Annotated in this window: 20 protein-coding genes; 12 read left to right on the top strand and 8 right to left on the bottom strand. The window is 48.2% G+C overall.

The features are described from left to right. Positions 1-40: 40 nt before the first annotated feature. The 4 genes from mltG to IE082_RS03020 all read left to right on the top strand — a co-directional run bounded on the left by mltG (position 41) and on the right by IE082_RS03020 (position 4,316). The gene (gene mltG, locus IE082_RS03035; protein ID WP_189491373.1) at positions 41-1,042 is read left to right on the top strand and encodes an endolytic transglycosylase MltG; all 1,002 of its coding nucleotides are present in this window, start codon (positions 41-43) and stop codon (positions 1,040-1,042) included. 1 nt (position 1,043) lies between these two features. Further along, the gene (gene tmk / locus IE082_RS03030) at positions 1,044-1,670 is read left to right on the top strand and encodes a dTMP kinase (RefSeq protein WP_189491370.1); all 627 of its coding nucleotides are present in this window, start codon (positions 1,044-1,046) and stop codon (positions 1,668-1,670) included. After that, on the top strand, positions 1,667-2,740 hold the full coding sequence (gene holB / locus IE082_RS03025; RefSeq protein ID WP_189491367.1) for a DNA polymerase III subunit delta': 1,074 nt from the start codon (positions 1,667-1,669) through the stop codon (positions 2,738-2,740). The genes tmk and holB overlap by 4 nt, the downstream gene beginning before the upstream one ends. A gap of 364 nt (positions 2,741-3,104) precedes the next feature. Continuing rightward, positions 3,105-4,316 (top strand): RtcB family protein, encoded by a 1,212-nt coding sequence (locus IE082_RS03020; RefSeq protein ID WP_189491362.1) that lies wholly within the window; start codon positions 3,105-3,107, stop codon positions 4,314-4,316. Between the two features lie 40 nt (positions 4,317-4,356). On the opposite strand, the gene IE082_RS03015 is transcribed toward IE082_RS03020, so the two are convergent. After that, complete coding sequence (locus IE082_RS03015; protein ID WP_189491357.1) at positions 4,357-5,124, bottom strand: DUF4184 family protein; 768 nt, start codon at positions 5,122-5,124, stop codon at positions 4,357-4,359. Positions 5,125-5,334: 210 nt separating this feature from the next. Next, on the bottom strand, positions 5,335-6,219 hold the full coding sequence (locus tag IE082_RS03010) for a CorC family transporter (RefSeq protein ID WP_189491354.1): 885 nt from the start codon (positions 6,217-6,219) through the stop codon (positions 5,335-5,337). Positions 6,220-6,385: 166 nt separating this feature from the next. Here IE082_RS03010 and IE082_RS03005 point away from each other — a divergent pair, with 166 nt between their 5' ends. The 5 genes from IE082_RS03005 (at position 6,386) to IE082_RS02985 (ending at position 10,909) form a co-directional block, all read left to right on the top strand. Further along, a complete protein-coding gene (locus IE082_RS03005) occupies positions 6,386-7,531 on the top strand; it encodes an aminotransferase class I/II-fold pyridoxal phosphate-dependent enzyme (RefSeq protein ID WP_189491341.1) in 1,146 nt (381 codons plus the stop codon). Then, entirely contained in the window at positions 7,528-8,184 is a 657-nt protein-coding gene (gene bioD, locus IE082_RS03000; RefSeq protein ID WP_189491338.1) for a dethiobiotin synthase, read from the top strand. Before IE082_RS03005 ends, bioD begins: the two co-directional genes overlap by 4 nt. Positions 8,185-8,237: 53 nt before the next feature. After that, positions 8,238-9,542, top strand: a complete 1,305-nt coding sequence (locus IE082_RS02995; RefSeq protein ID WP_189491335.1) for an adenosylmethionine--8-amino-7-oxononanoate transaminase — start codon at positions 8,238-8,240, stop codon at positions 9,540-9,542. Between the two features lie 9 nt (positions 9,543-9,551). Beyond that, positions 9,552-10,187 carry a hypothetical protein gene (locus tag IE082_RS02990; RefSeq protein ID WP_229809686.1) on the top strand — a complete coding sequence of 212 codons (636 nt, stop codon included), beginning with the start codon at positions 9,552-9,554 and terminating at the stop codon, positions 10,185-10,187. 68 nt (positions 10,188-10,255) lie between these two features. Next, positions 10,256-10,909, top strand: coding sequence for a LysE family translocator (locus IE082_RS02985; RefSeq protein ID WP_189491332.1), 654 nt, complete (start codon positions 10,256-10,258; stop codon positions 10,907-10,909). A 186-nt stretch (positions 10,910-11,095) separates the two neighbouring features. Here the strand turns inward: IE082_RS02985 and lgt are convergent, their stop codons facing one another. Together lgt and IE082_RS02975 are read right to left on the bottom strand one after the other, a co-directional pair. Continuing rightward, entirely contained in the window at positions 11,096-11,971 is an 876-nt protein-coding gene (gene lgt, locus IE082_RS02980) for a prolipoprotein diacylglyceryl transferase (RefSeq protein WP_189491320.1), read from the bottom strand. A gap of 125 nt (positions 11,972-12,096) precedes the next feature. After that, positions 12,097-13,005 carry a LysR family transcriptional regulator gene (locus IE082_RS02975; protein ID WP_189491317.1) on the bottom strand — a complete coding sequence of 303 codons (909 nt, stop codon included), beginning with the start codon at positions 13,003-13,005 and terminating at the stop codon, positions 12,097-12,099. 144 nt (positions 13,006-13,149) lie between these two features. On the opposite strand from IE082_RS02975, the gene IE082_RS02970 reads away from it, so the two are divergent. Further along, positions 13,150-13,923, top strand: coding sequence for an SDR family oxidoreductase (locus tag IE082_RS02970; protein WP_189491314.1), 774 nt, complete (start codon positions 13,150-13,152; stop codon positions 13,921-13,923). Between the two features lie 106 nt (positions 13,924-14,029). On the opposite strand, the gene IE082_RS02965 is transcribed toward IE082_RS02970, so the two are convergent. Beyond that, on the bottom strand, positions 14,030-15,253 hold the full coding sequence (locus IE082_RS02965) for a TIGR03862 family flavoprotein (RefSeq protein ID WP_189491312.1): 1,224 nt from the start codon (positions 15,251-15,253) through the stop codon (positions 14,030-14,032). Between the two features lie 72 nt (positions 15,254-15,325). Between IE082_RS02965 and IE082_RS02960 the strand changes: the two genes are divergently transcribed. Continuing rightward, positions 15,326-15,745: a hypothetical protein gene (locus IE082_RS02960; protein WP_189491309.1), complete on the top strand. Its 420-nt coding sequence runs from the start codon at positions 15,326-15,328 to the stop codon at positions 15,743-15,745. Positions 15,746-15,753: 8 nt separating this feature from the next. Then, complete coding sequence (locus tag IE082_RS02955; protein WP_189491306.1) at positions 15,754-16,179, top strand: hypothetical protein; 426 nt, start codon at positions 15,754-15,756, stop codon at positions 16,177-16,179. A 66-nt stretch (positions 16,180-16,245) separates the two neighbouring features. Here IE082_RS02955 and IE082_RS02950 read toward each other — a convergent pair whose 3' ends face one another. The 3 genes from IE082_RS02950 to IE082_RS02940 all read right to left on the bottom strand — a co-directional run bounded on the left by IE082_RS02950 (position 16,246) and on the right by IE082_RS02940 (position 18,648). Beyond that, a complete protein-coding gene (locus tag IE082_RS02950) occupies positions 16,246-16,587 on the bottom strand; it encodes a hypothetical protein (RefSeq protein WP_189491303.1) in 342 nt (113 codons plus the stop codon). 109 nt (positions 16,588-16,696) lie between these two features. Beyond that, positions 16,697-17,410, bottom strand: coding sequence for an N-acetylmuramate alpha-1-phosphate uridylyltransferase MurU (murU, locus tag IE082_RS02945; protein WP_189491299.1), 714 nt, complete (start codon positions 17,408-17,410; stop codon positions 16,697-16,699). A gap of 191 nt (positions 17,411-17,601) precedes the next feature. Beyond that, complete coding sequence (locus IE082_RS02940; RefSeq protein ID WP_189491296.1) at positions 17,602-18,648, bottom strand: aminoglycoside phosphotransferase family protein; 1,047 nt, start codon at positions 18,646-18,648, stop codon at positions 17,602-17,604. Positions 18,649-18,684 lie beyond the last annotated feature (36 nt).

Below are 18,684 nucleotides of genomic sequence, written 5' to 3'. Positions count from 1 at the left end.
ATTAGAATACGGGTAATTGTAACCTCATTCTCACACAACAATGAAATTCCTCCGTCTTGTTCGCCCATTGCTCGTCGCTTTGCTGGTGCTAACCTCATGGTTTACCTTACGACTCTACAGCGACCTTGGCGAATCAAACAAAACCAAACCCACACTGACCATCAAAGAAGGCGAAGGTGCTTCAGTCGTGGCCGAACAACTCTCAAACATCGCTGAAAAAAACGGCGGCTCCATCAGCGCAGCCGAGATTCAGCTACTCGCTTTCCTAACGGGCAATGGCAAAAAATTCAAAGCGGGCGAGTACGAAATTTCACCAAACACCAGCTTATCCAATATTTTTGGCAAATTGGTTCGTGGTGAAGTGATTCCAACCCGCGTGCGCATTCCAGAAGGGGTGACATGGCGAGAAATTAAGGCTGTTTTGGCCAAAGCCGACTTAACGCACGACGCACAGAACTTTGATGTGGCGCAAGCCGCCCAAGCACTCAATATTAACGCGCCCTCTATTGAAGGCATGATATTCCCAGACACGTATCAGTACAGCAAAGGCGAGCCAGAAACCGCCGTCCTCAAACGCGCTCATGAATTATTGCTCAGAAAACTCAACGCCGAGTGGGAAAAGCGTGCACCGAATCTACCGTACCAAACCCCTTACGAGGCGCTCATCATGGCATCAATCATTGAAAAAGAAACGGGCACAGCCAGCGACCGCGCCATGGTTTCGGCAGTATTCGTCAATCGGCTTAAAATCCCCATGCGCCTACAAACAGACCCCTCTGTGATTTATGGCATGGGAGAGAACTTTAAAGGCAACATCACCAAAGCTGATCTACAACGCGACACCCCATTTAACACTTACACACGAGATGGGTTAACGCCAACCCCGATTGCCACAGCCAGTACCGCCTCGATTAACGCCGCATTAAACCCAGCGTTGAGTGACGTGCTTTATTTTGTCGCACGCGGGGATGGCTCCAGCGAGTTTACTAAAACACTGGCAGAACACAATGCCGCAGTCCAAAAATACCAACTGAAAAAATAACATGACAGGCACATTCATCACTGTTGAGGGCGTTGATGGCGCAGGAAAATCATCACACCTTGACTGGCTCACACAAGCACTCCAAAACATCGGTAAAACAGTCGTTTTGACACGCGAACCAGGAGGCACACCGCTGGGCGAGAAGCTACGCGAGATGGTGCTGCATGAACCAATGGATTTAGAAACAGAGACGCTTATCATGTTCGCCAGTCGTCGCGAGCATTTGGCTCGCGTGATTCTGCCCGCATTGCAAGCGGGTGACGTGGTGGTTTCAGACCGTTTTACTGACGCTACATACGCTTATCAAGGCGGTGGCCGCGGCGTCGCATTTGATAAAATTGAACAACTCGAGCGTTGGGTACAGCACGATGTGCAACCCGATTTGACGCTGTTATTCGACGTGCCACTCGAAGTCGCACAAGCACGCTTGGCTCAGGGGCGCGCACAGTTGGACAAGTTTGAAAAAGAATCGACTGATTTTTTCACCAAAACGCGCAATGCTTACCTCGCTCGCGCCAAAGCAGCACCACAACGCATCGCGATTATCGACAGCAGTCAAACACTTGCAAACACACAGCAACAAATCATTGACGCTGTTCACGCCAGATTGGGAATCACTTTAGTATGAGCCAAGCCATTCCAGCTGTACTGCCATGGCACAAAGCCACATTCCAGAAGTGGCATGAACAAACCCATCGCAGCCACGCGTATCTCATTGTCAGCCCCGAAGACACAGGTGGCGAATCACTCCTACACAGTTTCGCCGCCAGTGTGCTTTGTGAAACCCCCAATAGCTCATTTGAAGCCTGTGGTCACTGTGCGGGTTGCTCGCTCATTCAAGCATCCAGCCACCCAGACTACCGCATTCTGCGCCCGACCATTTGGGATGTGACCAATGAGATCGAAGAAACACGCCCCGAAAAACCGAGCAAACACATCACCATCGACCAAGTGCGTGATTTAGCAAGCATGGTCAACCAAACCAGTCACCGGGGTGGTCTGCGCGTCGTACTCATTTATCCCGCACATACGCTCAATGCCAACGCGGCAAATGCGCTGCTCAAAACGCTCGAAGAGCCGCCTTCACACACCTTGTTTTTTCTACTCACCCACGATGTCAAGCAACTCCTGCCGACCATCATCAGCCGCTGCCAACGCCTGACAGCACCAGCACCTGAGCTCTCCAGCGCGATGGACTACTTGAATACAACCATCGCTTCTCAAAACGATTGGGCTGATAAACTCCACGCAGAAAACGGCGCGGTCATGCGTGTGGCTAATTTAAACACGACCAATTACTTTACGTTACAAGAGCAATTTGCCAGCAAATTGGCCAAAGGCGCCCAAAGCAACGCCCTTAAACTGGCTGAGCAATTTGACAAACACATCAAAGACGCCGCCAAAGCCCAGTTATCAGGTGAGCCACTGAGCATTGACATGGGCGTTGTCATCACTTGGTTACAACGATGGGTTCACGACTTAAGCTGCATCGCACAGCAAGCAGGTGACGCCAGATATTTCAAAAAACACAAACCAGCCCTGACGCGTTTGTCTGAACAAGCCCCTGCAGAAAAACTCATTACCAAACTGCACCACTGGCAACAACAACTGCTCAAAGAACAACGCGCGGCAGAACATCCACTAAACACACGCATTTGGCTCGAAAAATTATTTTTGCAATACACACAGTTGTTTTGAACAGGTCAGATTTAAGTGTCCACCAAACACAAACCCTCAAAAATCGTTGTTTTTTTACAACGATTTTTGAGGGTTTATTGCCATTTCCTGCCTAAAAACAAAATCTCTCTTGCCCATTTTAAGAATATCATAAACAATGCGAGCCATCTTACCGCTCCAAGATAACTAAAAACAAGCGGCTTTATCATCCCGTAAACACTCTGGTTGCACAGTACAAGTTTCACTTCTTTGATATTCGCTAAAACAATAACAACTGCGTGATTTCAAATCATTTTTATACCCTGCAATACAAGCAGCCCTCGTTTTTTAACGAACCTTTTACAAAATTGTAAAAAACGCATTCACAAACAAAGTGAGAATGCTTATGGCCATTCAAATTGAATTAACCAAAGCGCGTGTGCCAGTCAAAGTATGGACAACTGACGTTGACTCCAAAGCGCTTAACCAGTTGCTCAACGCGGCTGATTTACCCATCGTCGGCCCACACGTCGCGGCCATGCCTGACGTTCACGTCGGGATTGGTGCGACTGTTGGATCGGTGATCCCGACCAGCGGTGCAATTATTCCAGCGGCTGTCGGCGTGGATATTGGTTGTGGGATGAATGCGGTGCGCTTGTCTCTGAACGCTCGTGATTTACCCGATAACCTAAAAGCAATTCGCTCAGCGATTGAAAAAGCCGTGCCAGTTGGCTTTAATCAACACGAATTCAGCAAAGTCAAAGGTGCGGCCGTCGAAAAAGCTGCGCGCAAACTATCGCCACCACTCGATGCCATTATGGCCAAACACACAGGTTTGACCAAAATGACCAAAGACTGGCAGCGCCATTGGCTATGCCAAGTCGGCACGCTTGGCGGCGGCAATCACTTCATCGAGATTTGCATTGATGAAGCTGAGCAAGTTTGGATTATGCTGCACTCAGGCTCGCGTGGCACTGGCAACATCATTGGTCGATACTTCATCAACGCGGCTCAAGCGGACATGCGCCGTCATCAGTTAAACCTACCGACAGATCGTGACTTGTGCTATTTTTCGGAAGGCTCAACACTGTTTGACGACTACGTCGAAGCTATGTACTGGGCGCAGGATTATGCCTTGGTGAATCGTGCGGTGATGATGGAAGCAGTAATTGCGGCGCTCAAACCGCACGTGCCACCGTTCACGGTGACCTCGGAAGCGATTAACTGCCACCACAACTACGTGTCGGAAGAAACGCATTTTGGGCAAGATTTATTCATCACCCGAAAAGGCGCTATCGCCGCACACGAAGGACAGCTCGGCATCATCCCAGGTTCGATGGGAGCGAAATCCTACATCGTGCGTGGCTTGGGCAACGAGCAGTCATTCTGCTCCTGCTCACATGGCGCAGGTCGTCAATTCTCCCGAAGTGCGGCGAAGAAGAAATTCTCCACGCACGATTTGGCAGAACAAACCGCAGGCATCGAATGTCGAAAAGACGAAGGCGTGGTCGATGAGATTCCCGCCGCGTACAAAGACATTGATATCGTGATGGCGAACCAAACCGACTTGGTCGAAGTGGTACACACATTAAAGCAAGTGGTATGCATCAAAGGCTAGATCAGTCAAAAAGAAACCCCGCATTTTGCGGGGTTTCACATTATTTATGTGCAGCGTGCCAATACCGACGACCATGCCAAAAGAGTACATACGCCAAAGCCACCACTAATCCCCAGCGAATCATCCAAACCACATTTAAGAACAATAATTTCTCCGCAATAAACGTCCCCGAAAACCAACAAACACGTATCACGCCCATTAACAGTAAAGCAACAAGCACAGTAAGTAACCAAGCAAAATCACGAGGCTGATAAGAACCCTCAGGCGGTGTCGAATGCAACCAACGCACGCAAAAAAATAGCAATACAGACACCCCAACCAATGAACTAAGATGCTGCAGCAGTCGATAAACCGTCAACGTATAACCCTGCCAAGCAAATACCTCACGCTCCATTTCTGGAAACATCTGCACCACAAAACCCAAGCGATGCGTGAACCCATCCCACAGCAGATGGGTCGCTGCACCCAAACACACTGCACATAAAGCCAATAACCAAGCGCCTATAGATTTTGGCCAAACCACTGGCATCAAACGCAAGCGTTGTCCAACAAAGCTCGGCAATGCATCAACCAACAATGGCACAACCAACCACCGCCAAAAAAGCCAAACCACCAACGCCAGCGGTAGACACCATTTAAATAAGCCCAGCCACGAGTGTGTCAAATCAGCACTGGGTAAAAAAAGAAAAAAGTAGGGAATATCCGGAATCACACTACCAATCACCAAGGCAGACAACGCGCCATCTGAAGAGCCAAACCAGTGACGAAACGGTAAAATTGCTGCGGGATGAGCGAATGTAAACGGCATCTAATCCTCCTGTAATTTAAAGATCAAGGTAATGTAAATGCTGTGTGTGAACTCTATGTGAGTTGTATTTGTTTACTCTCAACCGAAAACACCGCGCAGATAAAGTCTATGTGTTTTTATTCAAACCTTGCCTCTGATGATCAAGTTTTTCGACACAAAAAATCGGCGTCTCTCGACACCGATTTTTGCTTTAAATTGAACAAGTCGAACTTAATCTTCAACTTTCTGTGCTTCTTCACTGAGCAAAGCCAACTCTTCCTCAGTTAATTGGCGCACCATCAGGACATGGACTTGCCGCGCGTCAGCACGCAAGACTTCCATCTCGAAATTTTCAACCAACACTTTATCGCCACGACGTGGCATACGCGAAAGTTTTGAAGTCACAAGACCGCCCACGGTGTCAGCATCCTCGTCTGATAGTTGAACATGAAAGAACTCGTTGAATTGCTCAACTTCAGTCAATGCGCGGACGCGATAGCGCCCTGCTCTGTCTGCAATGATGTTGTCAGCTTCTTCATCCCAATCATGCTCGTCCTCGATGTCACCGACGATTTGCTCGAGCACGTCTTCGATGGTAATCAAGCCAGAGACACCGCCGTATTCGTCAACGACAATCGCCATGTGGTTACGTGACTCGCGAAACTCGCGCAATAAAATATTCAACGGTTTGGACTCAGGGATGAACACTGCCGAGCGTAAGTTATCACGCACATCAAAGTCTTTGTCTACATAGTAACGCAATAGGTCTTTGGCCAGCAAAATACCGATGACTTTGTCTCGGCCACCTTCGACGACAGGAAAGCGAGAGTGGCTGGTTTCGATGACAAACGGGATGAATTCGTCAGGTGTCTCCTCGATATCCACCACGTCCATCTGTGCACGAGGCACCATGATGTCGCGTGCTTTCAGGCTTGCAACTTGTAATGCGCCTTCAATCATAGACAGCGCATCATCATCAAGTAAATCGCGCTCACGTGCGCCGTGTAAAATTTCGAGGAGTTGCTCGCGGGTTTCTGGCTCGCTATCAAATAAAGCAGAAAAGCGTTCAAATAAGGTTTTGGATCTGGTTTCGCGTAAGGGGGAGTCGTCTGACATTGAAGTAGATTTCGAGTTAATCGAGCGGTTAGAATACCGCAAAACAACCCTTTCGTGCAAGCAGCAACCAATTTCGGCCAACTGTATCTAAATAACAAGAAAATCACAAATAACGCAGTCAAATGTGGGCTATCCAAAAACACAATGGCTGCGCTACAATCGTTTCATGCACCTCTCATCAAAACTCTCGCGTCTTTGGGCCAAAAGATTAACGCAACGTGACTTAACCAGTCAGCGTCGCCAGCTGCGTGAACCCGTATCCATCGACTTTTGCTCAAACGATTATTTGGGCTGGGCGCGTCGCGCGGATGTGCTGCTCACAAACTTTCCTGAAGGTCGCCACGGCGCAACAGGTTCTCGTTTGCTGTCTGGCCAGACGAAAACCATCAATATGCTGGAGTCACGCATCGCAGCGTTTCATGATGCACCCGCTGCCTTGATTTTTAACTCTGGGTTTGATGCAAATATCGGCACACTGGCAGCCATCAGTGACCGCCACACCGTATTTTTATACGATGAGTTGTGTCATGCCAGCTTGATCGACGGCATGCGTCTGTCTCTGTCTCGGCATGTGTATAAATTTCGCCACAACGATGTGGCGCACTTGGCCAACTTGCTCGCCATGCATGCGGATAAAGTGATTGCGGTGGTGGTTGAATCCGTTTACTCCATGGATGGCGATGTGGCGCCGTTAAGAGAAATCGTCCAGCTAACCAAACAGCATAGTGCGTGCCTCATCGTCGATGAAGCGCATGGTACAGGTGTGATTGGCGCACGCGGCGAAGGCTTGGTGCAGCACTTAGGATTGCAGCAAGAGATTGACGTGCGCATCCACACCTACGGCAAAGCCATGGGTTGTCATGGCGCAGCGGTGCTCGGCTCTCGTGATTTGATTGATGTGCTCATTAATTTCTCGCGTCCTTTCATTTACAGCACAGCTCTACCTCCTGCGAGTTATGCTGCAATTAGCCGTGCTTATGATTTATTGCGTGATGATGTCACTTCACGCAAGCGACTACATGGCGTGATTGACTCATTTCGCTCTCGGATATCTGAGGGGGACTGGTCTGTATTCGGCACGAGCTGGTTAGATAGCACGACACCGATTCAGGGGCTCATTGTCGGTCATGTCAGGCACGCGCGGCAAATCGCTGAATATTTACAATCTCACGAATTGGATGTGCGGCCGATTCTGTCACCGACAGTTGCCGAAGGCACCGAGCGACTGCGTATCTGCTTGCATTCATTTAATACCGAAGACGAGTTGGATTTATTGTTTCACACTTTACACAAAGCATTGCAAACGACATGACACCACTGGCCATTACAGGCATTCACACAGGGATTGGAAAAACTGTCAGCGCTGCTGCCTTGACACAAGCATTACAGTGCGACTACTGGAAACCGATTCAGGCGGGCGAGCTCGACAACTCCGACAGCATGATAGTACAACGGTTGTTAAGCCAATCAAACAGCCGTGTTTTTCCAGAGGCATTTCGCCTAAAAACCGCCGCATCGCCGCATATAGCAGCTCAGATCGAAGGCATTCATATCGACATTGCATCGCTGAAAGCACCCAATAGCACAGAGACACCACTGTTGATTGAGACAGCAGGTGGTGTGATGTCACCCGTCACAGCCAATGACACCGTGGCCGATTTACTCGCCCATCACGGTTGGCCAACTGTGCTGGTGGTACAACATTACCTTGGTTCAATCAATCACACGTTGTCAGCGATTGAGTCGCTAAAAGCACGTCAGGTGACGGTGATTGGTTTGATCATCAATGGCAACGCACTTGAGTCAAGTGAGACATTTATTGCCGCTTACTCAGGTTTGCCTATATTGGCTCGCGTGCCATTATTCACATCACTCGACGCAAAAAGCATTGCAAAAGTCTCTCAGCAAATCAGCGCTGAGCTAAACCCTGCACTGCGCCCATGGCAGCGACGTTCAGAGCGCTAAACGATGTGAACCATGACTGATTATTTAACCGACACTTTTCTTTTGCTAAACCAATGATAAACACTTCGCTAAAACAACGAGACACCGCCACCATCTGGCATCCATACACCCCAATGAAGCTGCGCCCGAATGCCATCGGCATCACGCGCGGTCAAGGCGCATTGCTGTTTGACGAAGAGGGCAAAAGCTATATTGATGCAGTGTCATCGTGGTGGGTGAATCTGCACGGACACGCCCATCCCGTAATTGCCGATGCGATTTATCAGCAAGCCAATACATTGGCACATTGTATGTTCGCAGGATTGACCCATGAACCAGCGGTGGCTTATGCAGAGCAACTTTTACCACTTTTACCAGGGACAATGAGTAAAGTGTTTTACTCAGACAATGGCTCCTGCGCGACCGAAATCGCCATCAAAATGGCACTACAGGTGTTTCACAATCGTGGAGCAGTCCGAAAAACCATTGTCGCCTTAGAAGGCAGTTACCATGGCGACACTTTCGGCGCTATGGCAGCGAGCAGCCGCGGCTTATTTACCGCACCATTTGATGACAAATTATTCCAAGTGGTGTTCATTCCTGTCCCCACTTCGGACAATGCCGCGGTCAGTTTAGCCGCTTTGACAAAAATATTAGCGACACAGGACGTCGCAGCACTGATTATCGAGCCACTGGTACAAGGTGCTGCAGGCATGCAAATGCACAACGCTCATGCACTGAGTGCTTTATTCAAAGCCACTCATGAGCACGGTGCGTTTGTGATTGCAGATGAAGTCATGACGGGTTTCGGTCGCACGGGGACTTTGTTTGCTTGTGAGCAACTCACCGAATCACCCGATATGATTTGCTTATCAAAAGGTATCACGGGCGGCACACTACCGCTCGCAATCACTGCGTGTAGCGCTGACGTGTTTGATGCGTTTTATACTGATGACGTGACACATGCGTTTTATCATGGTCACTCGTACACCGCCAACCCAATTGCTTGCGCCGCTGCGCTGGCCAGTTTGAAATTATTGCTATCCGATGAGTCGACGACTCGCCGTGCTTATATTGAGACGGCTCATCAACGATTTGCTCAGGAAATTCGACAAAACGAGCGCATCGACAACGTGCGCACCTGCGGTACCATCATCGCCATGACCATCAAAACGGTTGGCGGCAATGGTTATTTAAGCTACGAGCGAGACCGAATTTATCATTATTTTTTGGCACGCGGTATTCTGCTTCGCCCCATGGGCAATGTTTTGTACCTCATTCCACCCTACTGCATCACACATGAGCAATTGCAGCATATTTATCAAGCGATTCGCGAGTTTTTAGAAAGCGACAGCCATGCCGATTTACCCATTATCTAATGGAATTTTATGCAAAACTTTGATACGCACTGCCCCCATTTGGCCAAACTGCTGCCAACAATCATTGCCGACAATGCACTACACGCACGTTGGCTAAACAGCCTATCGATGATGGAATCTGTCGGTGCGCGAAAAATTGCCGCCTACGTCCACCCCATCCATGTTGATCTCATCACATTACAACACGCATTTGAAGAAGCACGCCACGCCTACTTCCTCAAAAAACAAATCAGCAAACTGGATCAACTCAGCCCAGACTATGCACCCGAGCACACACTCGCACCGCGAGCCTCTTATCGTTATCTGCACAAATTGGACATGAGCTGCGCCCGATATCTGGTCAACTCAGGCAAAACAGGACGAGCACTTAAACACGGCTGCTATCTGCTCGTCACATACCTCATCGAAGTACGAGCGATGATGCTGTACACCACTTATCAGAAAGCGCTCGAAGCTACGGGCAGCCGTGTGCATGTCAAATCAATTCTGGCAGAGGAAGAAGGGCATTTAGACAACATGACGACACAACTCGATGTATTCGACCCTAACTGGCGCACCCTATTGGATGACTTACACGACATCGAGCAGAATCTATATCAACATTGGCTGAGCCAAATTGCGCACAAACTCACCCAAAACCCATAAAATGCCCAAATGATTCACAATACTGGAATAGTATTTTTGTATTCACCATATGACTCTCAGGACTTTTTATGATTTCGCTTAGTTTGCTGCTCACTTACATCGCCGCTGTGTTCGTCATTTCGGGCACACCTGGGCCAAACATGCTGCTCGCCATGACCCAAGGCATCCGCTACGGTTGGCGACATGCCTTACCCACCATGCTTGGGGCTGTGGCAGGTGTGCTTTTGATATTGTGCATTTCGATGACAGGTTTGGGCGCATTACTCAAAGCCTCACAAACGCTTTTTACCATTGTGAAATGGCTGGGTGCCGCCTATTTGATTTATTTGGGCATCAAAATGTGGATGGAGAAAATCACTGACGAGCCAATGACGCAACCCACTGACTCCGCACCAGCACAGCCCAAAACACTGCCATCATTGACACAACGGATTTCAACGGGCTTTGCCGTAGCATTATCAAATCCGAAAGCCATTTTGTTTGGCTTGGCTTTTTTCCCACAGTTTATTGATGCAAAAGCGGCCTTGCTGCCACAAGCGGCCACCTTACTGACGATTTTTGCTTTGATTGAATTGTCATGGATGCTGGTTTATGCCACGGGTGGCACGTGGTTGTCCGGTTTTCTCGCTAGTCCAAAAAACATGCTGCGTTTTAATAGAACCTCTGGGTCAGCGTTTATTCTGGCAGGCATTGGTTTGGGTGTTTTTGGTAAAAGCCAATAAAGGCGACTCACTTCAGCACACACATACGTTTCTGACTCGGTTTTTATAAATCAGTGGGTGTTTTTTGTACATGATGGCTACTTCGTTGTTCAAGAAGGACATCTCTCAGCCCCTCATGTTTGTTTTCCTGTCAATAGGTCAAAAATAAGACGAGCCATGCTCGTCTTATTAATTATCACGCATCAATCAAACTGCTTCTTTCTTATACGACCAAACCATCAAACCAATCCCAAAAGCAATCATCGGCAAAGACAACCATTGCCCCATCGATAAATTGCCCGACAATAAGCCCAAAAAGTCATCGGGCTCGCGCGCAAACTCCGCCAAGAAGCGCATCAAGCCATACCCCATCACAAACACCGCAGAAACAGCACCCATCGGTCGCATTTTGCGTGAATACAGCCACAACACAATAAAGAGCAAAATCCCTTCGCCCAATAATTGATAAATTTGCGATGGATGACGCGGTAAGCCACCCAAGGCTTGCCACACAGCAGCAATCGTCGGGTTATTTAACAAATCAGGCTGCGTCAACAGCAATTTCTCATCGGCGCCATTCGCTTGAGGAAACACCATCAACCATGAATAAGCCTTGTCCGACACACGCCCCCATAACTCGCCATTCATAAAGTTGCCCCAACGACCTGCGGCCAAACCCAGCGGCACCATCGGCGCAATGAAATCCGTCACTTCCCAAAAATTTCGGTGCGTTTTGCGTCCATACCACCGCATGGCGACCAAAACACCCAAAAAACCACCGTGGAACGACATCCCACCTTGCCATACTTTCAAAATATCCAGCGGATTGGCCAAGTAATCGTCGAGTTTATAAAACAACACATAACCCAAACGACCCCCCACAATCACACCAATCACACCGTAAAACAAAATATCATCCAACTCAATGGGTTTAAAACCCAATAATGGCATCTTTCGAGCACGGTATTTGCCCACCAATAAAAACATGGCAAACGCCGCCAAATAAGTCAGACCATACCAATGAACGGGCCAACCAAACAGATTAAATGCCACAGGGTCAAACTGAGGATGAACAAGAGCCATGATCAATACTTTCAATGAAAAATAAACGCTGCTCACACAATATAGGCAGCGATGAAACGCCCGATTATAACGCAAAGCCTCAGACAAAAAATGCCATCACCCATAGATAGTAGATATTAAACACACTATATAGAATCAACCACAAACCCACGCATCAGCGAATTCATCCAATCCATAAAGACCTGAACACGAGGCGACAAATGCCGACGGTGCGGGTACAACAAATGAATCGGCAACGCTTCTGCACGGTACTGAGGCAAAACCTGAACCAGCGCACCTGATGCCAAATGATGGGCAACATCATAATGTGGCACTTGAATCAGCCCAAGCCCTTCAAGCGCGCAGGCAATATAAGTTTCGGCATTATTCACCGTCACTCGCCCCTTGATATTGGCCAGTTGAGTCAAACCTTGTTCATTCACATAGTCCCATGGCAAAACCCACCCAGAGCCAACTCCGTAACGAATCATCCAGTGTTCTGCCAATTGATCAGGGTGTCGTGGTGTCCCGTAACGAGCCAAGTAATCAGGACTCGCGCAATTAATCACAGGCAGAGCACCAAATGAACGCGCCACCAAACTGCTGTCATCCAAATGTCCGACACGAACCGCGCAATCAATGCCTTCTTGCACCAAGTCGACTTTACGGTCGGTTGACCCAAGCTCCAACTCAATTTGGGGATATTGATTCAAAAACGCTGGCAAAGCAGGCGCGATCACCCGTCGCCCAATCCGACTGGGCACATCCACCCTCAGCCGTCCCGCCACCGAGTCCTGCTCCGTCTTAAACAATCGGTGTATTTCATCAAACTCTGATAAAAGTGCATCACAGCGCGACAGCAGCACCAGCCCGTCCTGACTCAACTGAGCTTTTCGTGTGGTTCTGTGCAAAAGCCGTACACCCAAACGAGCTTCTAACTGCGCGATCGCATTGGACACCGTTGCACGTGGTAACCCGAAGTCCTCGGCGGTTTGGCTAAAACTCAATGTCTGAGACAAACGCACAAACAGCTTGAGCGTGTCGATTTGATCCATGTTGAGCCTTCCGATTGTTGGTATTTATTAAACAGTTTATTATCATTATACGGATTTATCTACCAATATAAAGCGCATAAGATGCCACACACAGGCACTTCGTCTGAACCATTCATTCAGTCAACCTACCCTTAAGGAGTCAACATGGCGGGACATACATTATCAGGAAAAGTCGTACTCATCGGCGGCGGCGCAAAAAACTTGGGCGGTTTAATTGCTCGTGACTTGGCGGCAGGTGGTGCAAAAGCCATTGTGGTGCATTACAACAGTGATGCCACGAAAGCGGCCGCCGACGAAACCGTCGCTGCTGTCAAAGCATTGGGTGCCGACGCCATCGCCGTACAAGGTGATTTAACAGAGACAGCCAATGTCACCCGATTATTCGACGCGGGCATCGCAGCGTTTGGCGGTATCGACATCGCCGTGAACACCACGGGCATGGTCATCAAAAAGCCCATTGTGGATGTCACCGAAGAAGATTACGACAAAATATTCGCTGTAAACTCTAAAGCCGCATTCTTCTTCATCCAAGAAGCAGGCAAAAAACTCAACGACGGTGGCAAACTCGTCACCATCGTCAGTTCACTGCTCGCAGCTTATACCGACTCGTACGCCATCTACCCAGGCAGCAAAGCCCCAGTAGAGCACTACACTCGCGCTGCATCAAAAGAGTTCGGCGCACGCGGCATTTCTGTCAACGCGATTGGCCCAGGCCCGATGGATACACCATTCTTCTATGGCCAAGAGTCAAAAGAATCATCCGCTTACCACGCCAGCGCCGCAGCGCTGTCTGGCTACTCGAAAAAGGGGCTCACCGACATCGAGGACATCGCTCCGATTGTGAAGTTCTTGGTCACCGACGGCTGGTGGATGACGGGGCAAACGATTTTCGCCAATGGTGGCTACACCACTCGTTGATGATTTAGCACCAGTCTAAATTGCACTCGTCAAAAAGCCTGTCTGATCATCAGACAGGCTTTTTTCATTGCCACCACAAATTTTAGGATCCGCTCAATGGACGCGATTATTTAAACGCAGTCAAAACCCCTTCAGCAGCCCAGCGCCCAGAGGCAAAGCAGGCACTTAATAAGTACCCACCTGTCGGTGCATCCCAATCAAGCATTTCCCCACAACAATACACATTCGGCAGCGCGTGTAACATGAGTCGCTCATCAACAGAGTCACGCGTCACACCGCCCGCAGTGCTGATGGCAGTTTCCATCGGCTGCATGGCGATGAGGGGCAACACATAACTTTTGGCACATTTTGCCACTTGTGCCGCATTGACCCAGTTAGACTTTGGCAACACTTCTCGAACCAACGCGGCTTTGACGCCATCCAAACCCGCCTTGCGCCAGACATTGCTGAGCGTTTCTTTACCGACTGGCGTCAGTTTTGGGGTCAGCTCTTCTATCGTCACATTGGGCAACAAATCCAAATACAAATGTGCCACGCCATTTGCCAACAATTGCGTACGCAAAGGACGCGACAAAGCATAAATCAAACCACCCTCGACGCCATAATCGGTGAGCATTAGCTCAGATTGACTTGTACCCATTTGGTGACCATTTTGATCTTCAACCCAGCCAACAATGTTTTTTACAGGTGAGCCAGCCAGTTTTTTTATGAACTCAGACCACGCCACATCAAAGCCACCATTTGATGGCAACAAAGGATTGACAGAGACACCATGCGCCGCCAGCCGACTCACCCACGACGCATCAGAACCCAAACTCGGCCAACTTCCGCCACCGAGCGCCAAAATTGTCGCATCAGCCGCCACCTCAATCACACCATTCCCAGTCGCAAAACGAGAAGCCCCATTAGCAGAAAACCCCTGCCAATAATGACGGCAATGCACCCGAACACCTCTTTTTTTCAACTCAGCCAACCAATGACGCAACAGTGGCGCCGCCTTCATCTCAGTGGGAAACACCCGCCCAGACGTTCCGATGAACGACGCAACGCCCAAACCAGCCATCCACTGTCGAATCGCTTCTGCATCAAACGCACGCAGCATCGGCGCAAGCCACTCAGACTGATCATATCGGCCAATGAAGTCATTGAGGTTCTCACTGTGGGTGATATTCAAGCCCCCTTTACCCGCCATCAAAAACTTACGTCCCACAGAAGGTTTGGCCTCAAACACAGACACACGAACACCTGCTGCAGACAACACATCCGCCGCCATCAATCCCGCAGGACCTGCGCCGATAATGGAAACATGGTTTAAATTGTTTGATAACATAGTACCTGAGCAAATCTCATTACAGTTTATTTGGTTAAAATAGGCTTAAGTGACCAACTAAAAGTGAATAAAATGAAAGTACAAAACATCCTTAAAATCGCATCATTTCTTTTGTTTTCTGGCGCAGCTCTTACTGCAGCAGTATATGCCAAAGACTTAAACGGAACAAATCAATCACCGCAGCCATTTAAATCAAGAATCAGTTCTGTTGTAACTGAGCGTGAGGTTATAGATGGAAAAGAGCGACAGTCAAAATATATGGTTGCAATCTTATCTTCCGACAATGGCTCCATGATGAGCAAAATTTTACATATCCAGCCAAACAAACCAGGTGATCCAACATTTATTCCATTTAGTACAACTGTCTACTTTGATAACGATGGCTGTTCTTATGGCAGTATTGACATAGGTTTTGTTGACTCTATTTCTAAGGGTATGTCCCAAAAAGAAAAAGAGCTGCTAAGGAATATTTACGAAAAAAAGATCGTTTAGACTGGGATATGCAAGGTTGCATTATTTCAAAGCTAGATAAAAATACAAGAGAACGAGGAGGAAACAGTGTAATTACGATAACAACACGAGATGAAACCAATATCCTCCTACCAAACAAAGTAACCGTAAGTGGCAACATATTGACCATAGAGACACAATATGAATACGATATAACATCCGAGCAACTCATAAAGACCTTCCTATCTGAGTTAAAAGGCTTTTCTACAGAAAACTGGGACAAAAAAATGAAGAGTTTTCATGCAAAAGTATCTGTTGAATCAATTTTGAAGTTTGACACAACAATTAAAAAACCTTTGCACTTTAAACAGACATCAAAAATAATCTCTGCTGAACCTAAGATGCTGTGGGACGCTCCTATACCCAGCCAAGTTAAAGAAATAACCTATGGTGAGTGGAAAGAATCATTTTTTTGAGAGAATCATCTGACAATAAAAAACCGCTCATCTAAATGAGCGGTTTTTCAAATGATGCAGCAATGCTTACGCTTTTGGCGCTTCGTCATCACCTTTGACTTTGTCAATGGCTTCTGAGGCTGCATCTTTAGCATTTTGTGCCAACTCAGACAGCTCTTCACCCGCTTTGGCAGCAAGTTCCTGGGCTGAGTCCACAGCGGCTGAGGCAGTGGTTTTCACTTTTTCAGCGGCGTCGCTGGCAACGTCTGCCACTTTATCACCGAGTTCAGAGAGTTCTTCACCCGCTTTATCAACGATGCCAGAAATACCGCCGTGCTCGTCATAAGTTTGCTTAGCGTCTGCTGCCGCATCTTGTACAGCATCCACCGCTTTGTTCGCGAGGTCTTTGATTGAATCTAAAATGCCCATGATTGACTCCTTGTGTATGGGTTAATCGAAAATACTGACAGCCCCATTCTACAGTGCTTTTGTGTGCAATGTTTGCGCAACACATCAAACGGTGGTGTTTTGTTTGATTTCAAGCGTATTTTGCCAATCGCTCATTCAACTCACTCAGCTGCTCAGGTGTACCGACGTTCTCCCATACACCTGTGAAATACTCGCCCGAAGCCAAACCATGCTCTATCGAATGGCGGTAATAAGGGCTCATGGGAATTTTTTCGCCCAACGGCAAATGGGCAAATTGACGCATGTCATACAAGCCAATGTTACCAAAGGTGAGTGATTGACCCGATGAGTGTTGTGGGGACAACCGTCCTTCGGAGAGCACAAAATCACCATTCGGGTGAAAATTAGGATTGTCCACCATCACCAAATGCATCTGCGGCGACTCAGCGCGTGCCATTTCTGACGCTTTCGCGTGCAAACCTGCGTAATTGTAATCAGTGTAAATATCGCCACTGACTGCCAAAAAAATAGGCGATTCACTGTGAGGCTGCAACAATGGCAAAGCCTTAACAATACCACCCGCCGTCTCGAGAGCCTTCCCTTCCGCAGAGTAATGTAACGTCACACCGAGTGCCGCGCCATCACCCAACTCGCGCTCAATATTGGCGCCCAACCAAGCGTGATTAATGACAATGTGCTTAATACCTGCACGAGCAATCGCTTCAATTTGCCAAACGATTAATGACTTACCCGCCACTTGAAGCAAAGGCTTAGGGGTGGTGTCTGTGAGTGGGCGCATGCGCTCACCGCGTCCTGCGGCAAATATCATGGCGACTTGTAACATAGTGAACCTCTAAAAGATTAAGGAAGTGCGGAACAAGTCTAAATTTAGAAAACCCAACAAAAAATTTGTATTTCCTAAAAACCCCATTTCGCCCATTTCATTGATTTTGTTACAAAATTTTTCAGAGTTTCCCTGAAAAAATTTCTAAACTTAAGCACGGAAAAGTAGGTTTTTACTTTTTCCGCATTTACTTAAAACGTGTAACCGACTTGAGTGGTTTCGCTGCCATTTTGTGCAGCCACCTCATCAAGCAATTTGAGTAAGTGGCCAAATTCTCGGTAACGTGCCGCGACTTGACGGGTGTATTTGAGCACCAAGGGCAGATCTTTGAGATAACCTGATTTGCCGTCACGGTGATACAGACGAGCAAAAATCCCCAAGACTTTGAGGTGACGCTGCAACCCCATAAACTCAAAATCCCGATAAAAGACATCGAATTCTTTTGGCACACTCAACCCAGCCGAACGCGCCGCCTCCCAGTAACGAGCCAACCAGTCAATTTGCTGCGCCTCATCCCACTCAATATAAGCATCACGCAACAAAGACACCAAATCATAAGTCATCGGGCCATACACCGCGTCCTGAAAGTCCAGAATCCCAGGGTTGCCCTGCGCGACCACCATCAGATTGCGACAGTGGTAATCTCGATGCACCCAAACTTGGGTTTGTGCCAAACTATTGTCCAGCAGCACATTAAATACCTGCGTGAGTTGCGCTGTTTGCGCGTCGCTCAACGTGTATTGGTGATGCACACCGAGATACCATTGGGGAAACAACAGCATTTCGTTGAGCAAGCGCTCACGGTCGTAGACAGGCAAATCATTCGGCGTACTGTTTTTTTGGATTTTGATCAACGCGGACAGGGCGTCCTGATACAACGACTTGGCAGAATCTGGGTCACTTTGCAACGCAGACAAATACGTTGTATTGCCCAAATCAGAGAGCAACAAAAACCCCAAATGTAAATCCTGTGCGAGAATGCGCGGCACACTCACACCCGCCTGCCCAAACAACTGAGCGACATGGATAAAAGGCTTGCAGTCCTCATGCGACGGCGGAGCGTCCATCACAATCAGTGGCTCATGAACCGTTTGCACACGGAAATATCGGCGAAAGCTCGCATCAGCAGACGCGACAGATAAGCTGTCATGCTCAATCGCCAAGTCAGCAGGCAAAGTGCGTAACCAGTCACGCATGAGGGTGACACGATCGTCATTGGGTAAAGAATTTTGGCTCATGGTTTTAATAGGGTTTTAAGGTCAATTTAACAAATA

The sequence above is a fragment of the Formosimonas limnophila genome (assembly GCF_014652675.1).
Taxonomy (GTDB): Bacteria; Pseudomonadota; Gammaproteobacteria; order Burkholderiales; family Burkholderiaceae; genus Hydromonas; species Hydromonas limnophila.
This window is presented reverse-complemented; position numbering and strand designations above follow the sequence as displayed.

Excerpts from the sequence above, each read along its gene's own strand:
- IE082_RS02950 (WP_189491303.1), bottom strand. The coding sequence starts at position 16,587 with ATGGGCATTTTAGATTCAATCAAAGACCTCGCGAACAAAGCGGTGGAT.
- IE082_RS02960 (WP_189491309.1), top strand. The coding sequence starts at position 15,326 with ATGAAAGTACAAAACATCCTTAAAATCGCATCATTTCTTTTGTTTTCT.
- lgt (WP_189491320.1), bottom strand. The coding sequence starts at position 11,971 with ATGGCTCTTGTTCATCCTCAGTTTGACCCTGTGGCATTTAATCTGTTT.
- IE082_RS02940 (WP_189491296.1), bottom strand. The coding sequence starts at position 18,648 with ATGAGCCAAAATTCTTTACCCAATGACGATCGTGTCACCCTCATGCGT.
- IE082_RS02995 (WP_189491335.1), top strand. The coding sequence starts at position 8,238 with ATGATAAACACTTCGCTAAAACAACGAGACACCGCCACCATCTGGCAT.
- IE082_RS02965 (WP_189491312.1), bottom strand. The coding sequence starts at position 15,253 with ATGTTATCAAACAATTTAAACCATGTTTCCATTATCGGCGCAGGTCCT.
- holB (WP_189491367.1), top strand. The coding sequence starts at position 1,667 with ATGAGCCAAGCCATTCCAGCTGTACTGCCATGGCACAAAGCCACATTC.
- bioD (WP_189491338.1), top strand. The coding sequence starts at position 7,528 with ATGACACCACTGGCCATTACAGGCATTCACACAGGGATTGGAAAAACT.
- IE082_RS03015 (WP_189491357.1), bottom strand. The coding sequence starts at position 5,124 with ATGCCGTTTACATTCGCTCATCCCGCAGCAATTTTACCGTTTCGTCAC.
- mltG (WP_189491373.1), top strand. The coding sequence starts at position 41 with ATGAAATTCCTCCGTCTTGTTCGCCCATTGCTCGTCGCTTTGCTGGTG.
- tmk (WP_189491370.1), top strand. The coding sequence starts at position 1,044 with ATGACAGGCACATTCATCACTGTTGAGGGCGTTGATGGCGCAGGAAAA.
- IE082_RS02985 (WP_189491332.1), top strand. The coding sequence starts at position 10,256 with ATGATTTCGCTTAGTTTGCTGCTCACTTACATCGCCGCTGTGTTCGTC.
- IE082_RS02970 (WP_189491314.1), top strand. The coding sequence starts at position 13,150 with ATGGCGGGACATACATTATCAGGAAAAGTCGTACTCATCGGCGGCGGC.
- IE082_RS02990 (WP_229809686.1), top strand. The coding sequence starts at position 9,552 with ATGCAAAACTTTGATACGCACTGCCCCCATTTGGCCAAACTGCTGCCA.
- IE082_RS03020 (WP_189491362.1), top strand. The coding sequence starts at position 3,105 with ATGGCCATTCAAATTGAATTAACCAAAGCGCGTGTGCCAGTCAAAGTA.
- IE082_RS03010 (WP_189491354.1), bottom strand. The coding sequence starts at position 6,219 with ATGTCAGACGACTCCCCCTTACGCGAAACCAGATCCAAAACCTTATTT.
- murU (WP_189491299.1), bottom strand. The coding sequence starts at position 17,410 with ATGTTACAAGTCGCCATGATATTTGCCGCAGGACGCGGTGAGCGCATG.
- IE082_RS03005 (WP_189491341.1), top strand. The coding sequence starts at position 6,386 with ATGCACCTCTCATCAAAACTCTCGCGTCTTTGGGCCAAAAGATTAACG.
- IE082_RS02975 (WP_189491317.1), bottom strand. The coding sequence starts at position 13,005 with ATGGATCAAATCGACACGCTCAAGCTGTTTGTGCGTTTGTCTCAGACA.
- IE082_RS02955 (WP_189491306.1), top strand. The coding sequence starts at position 15,754 with ATGCAAGGTTGCATTATTTCAAAGCTAGATAAAAATACAAGAGAACGA.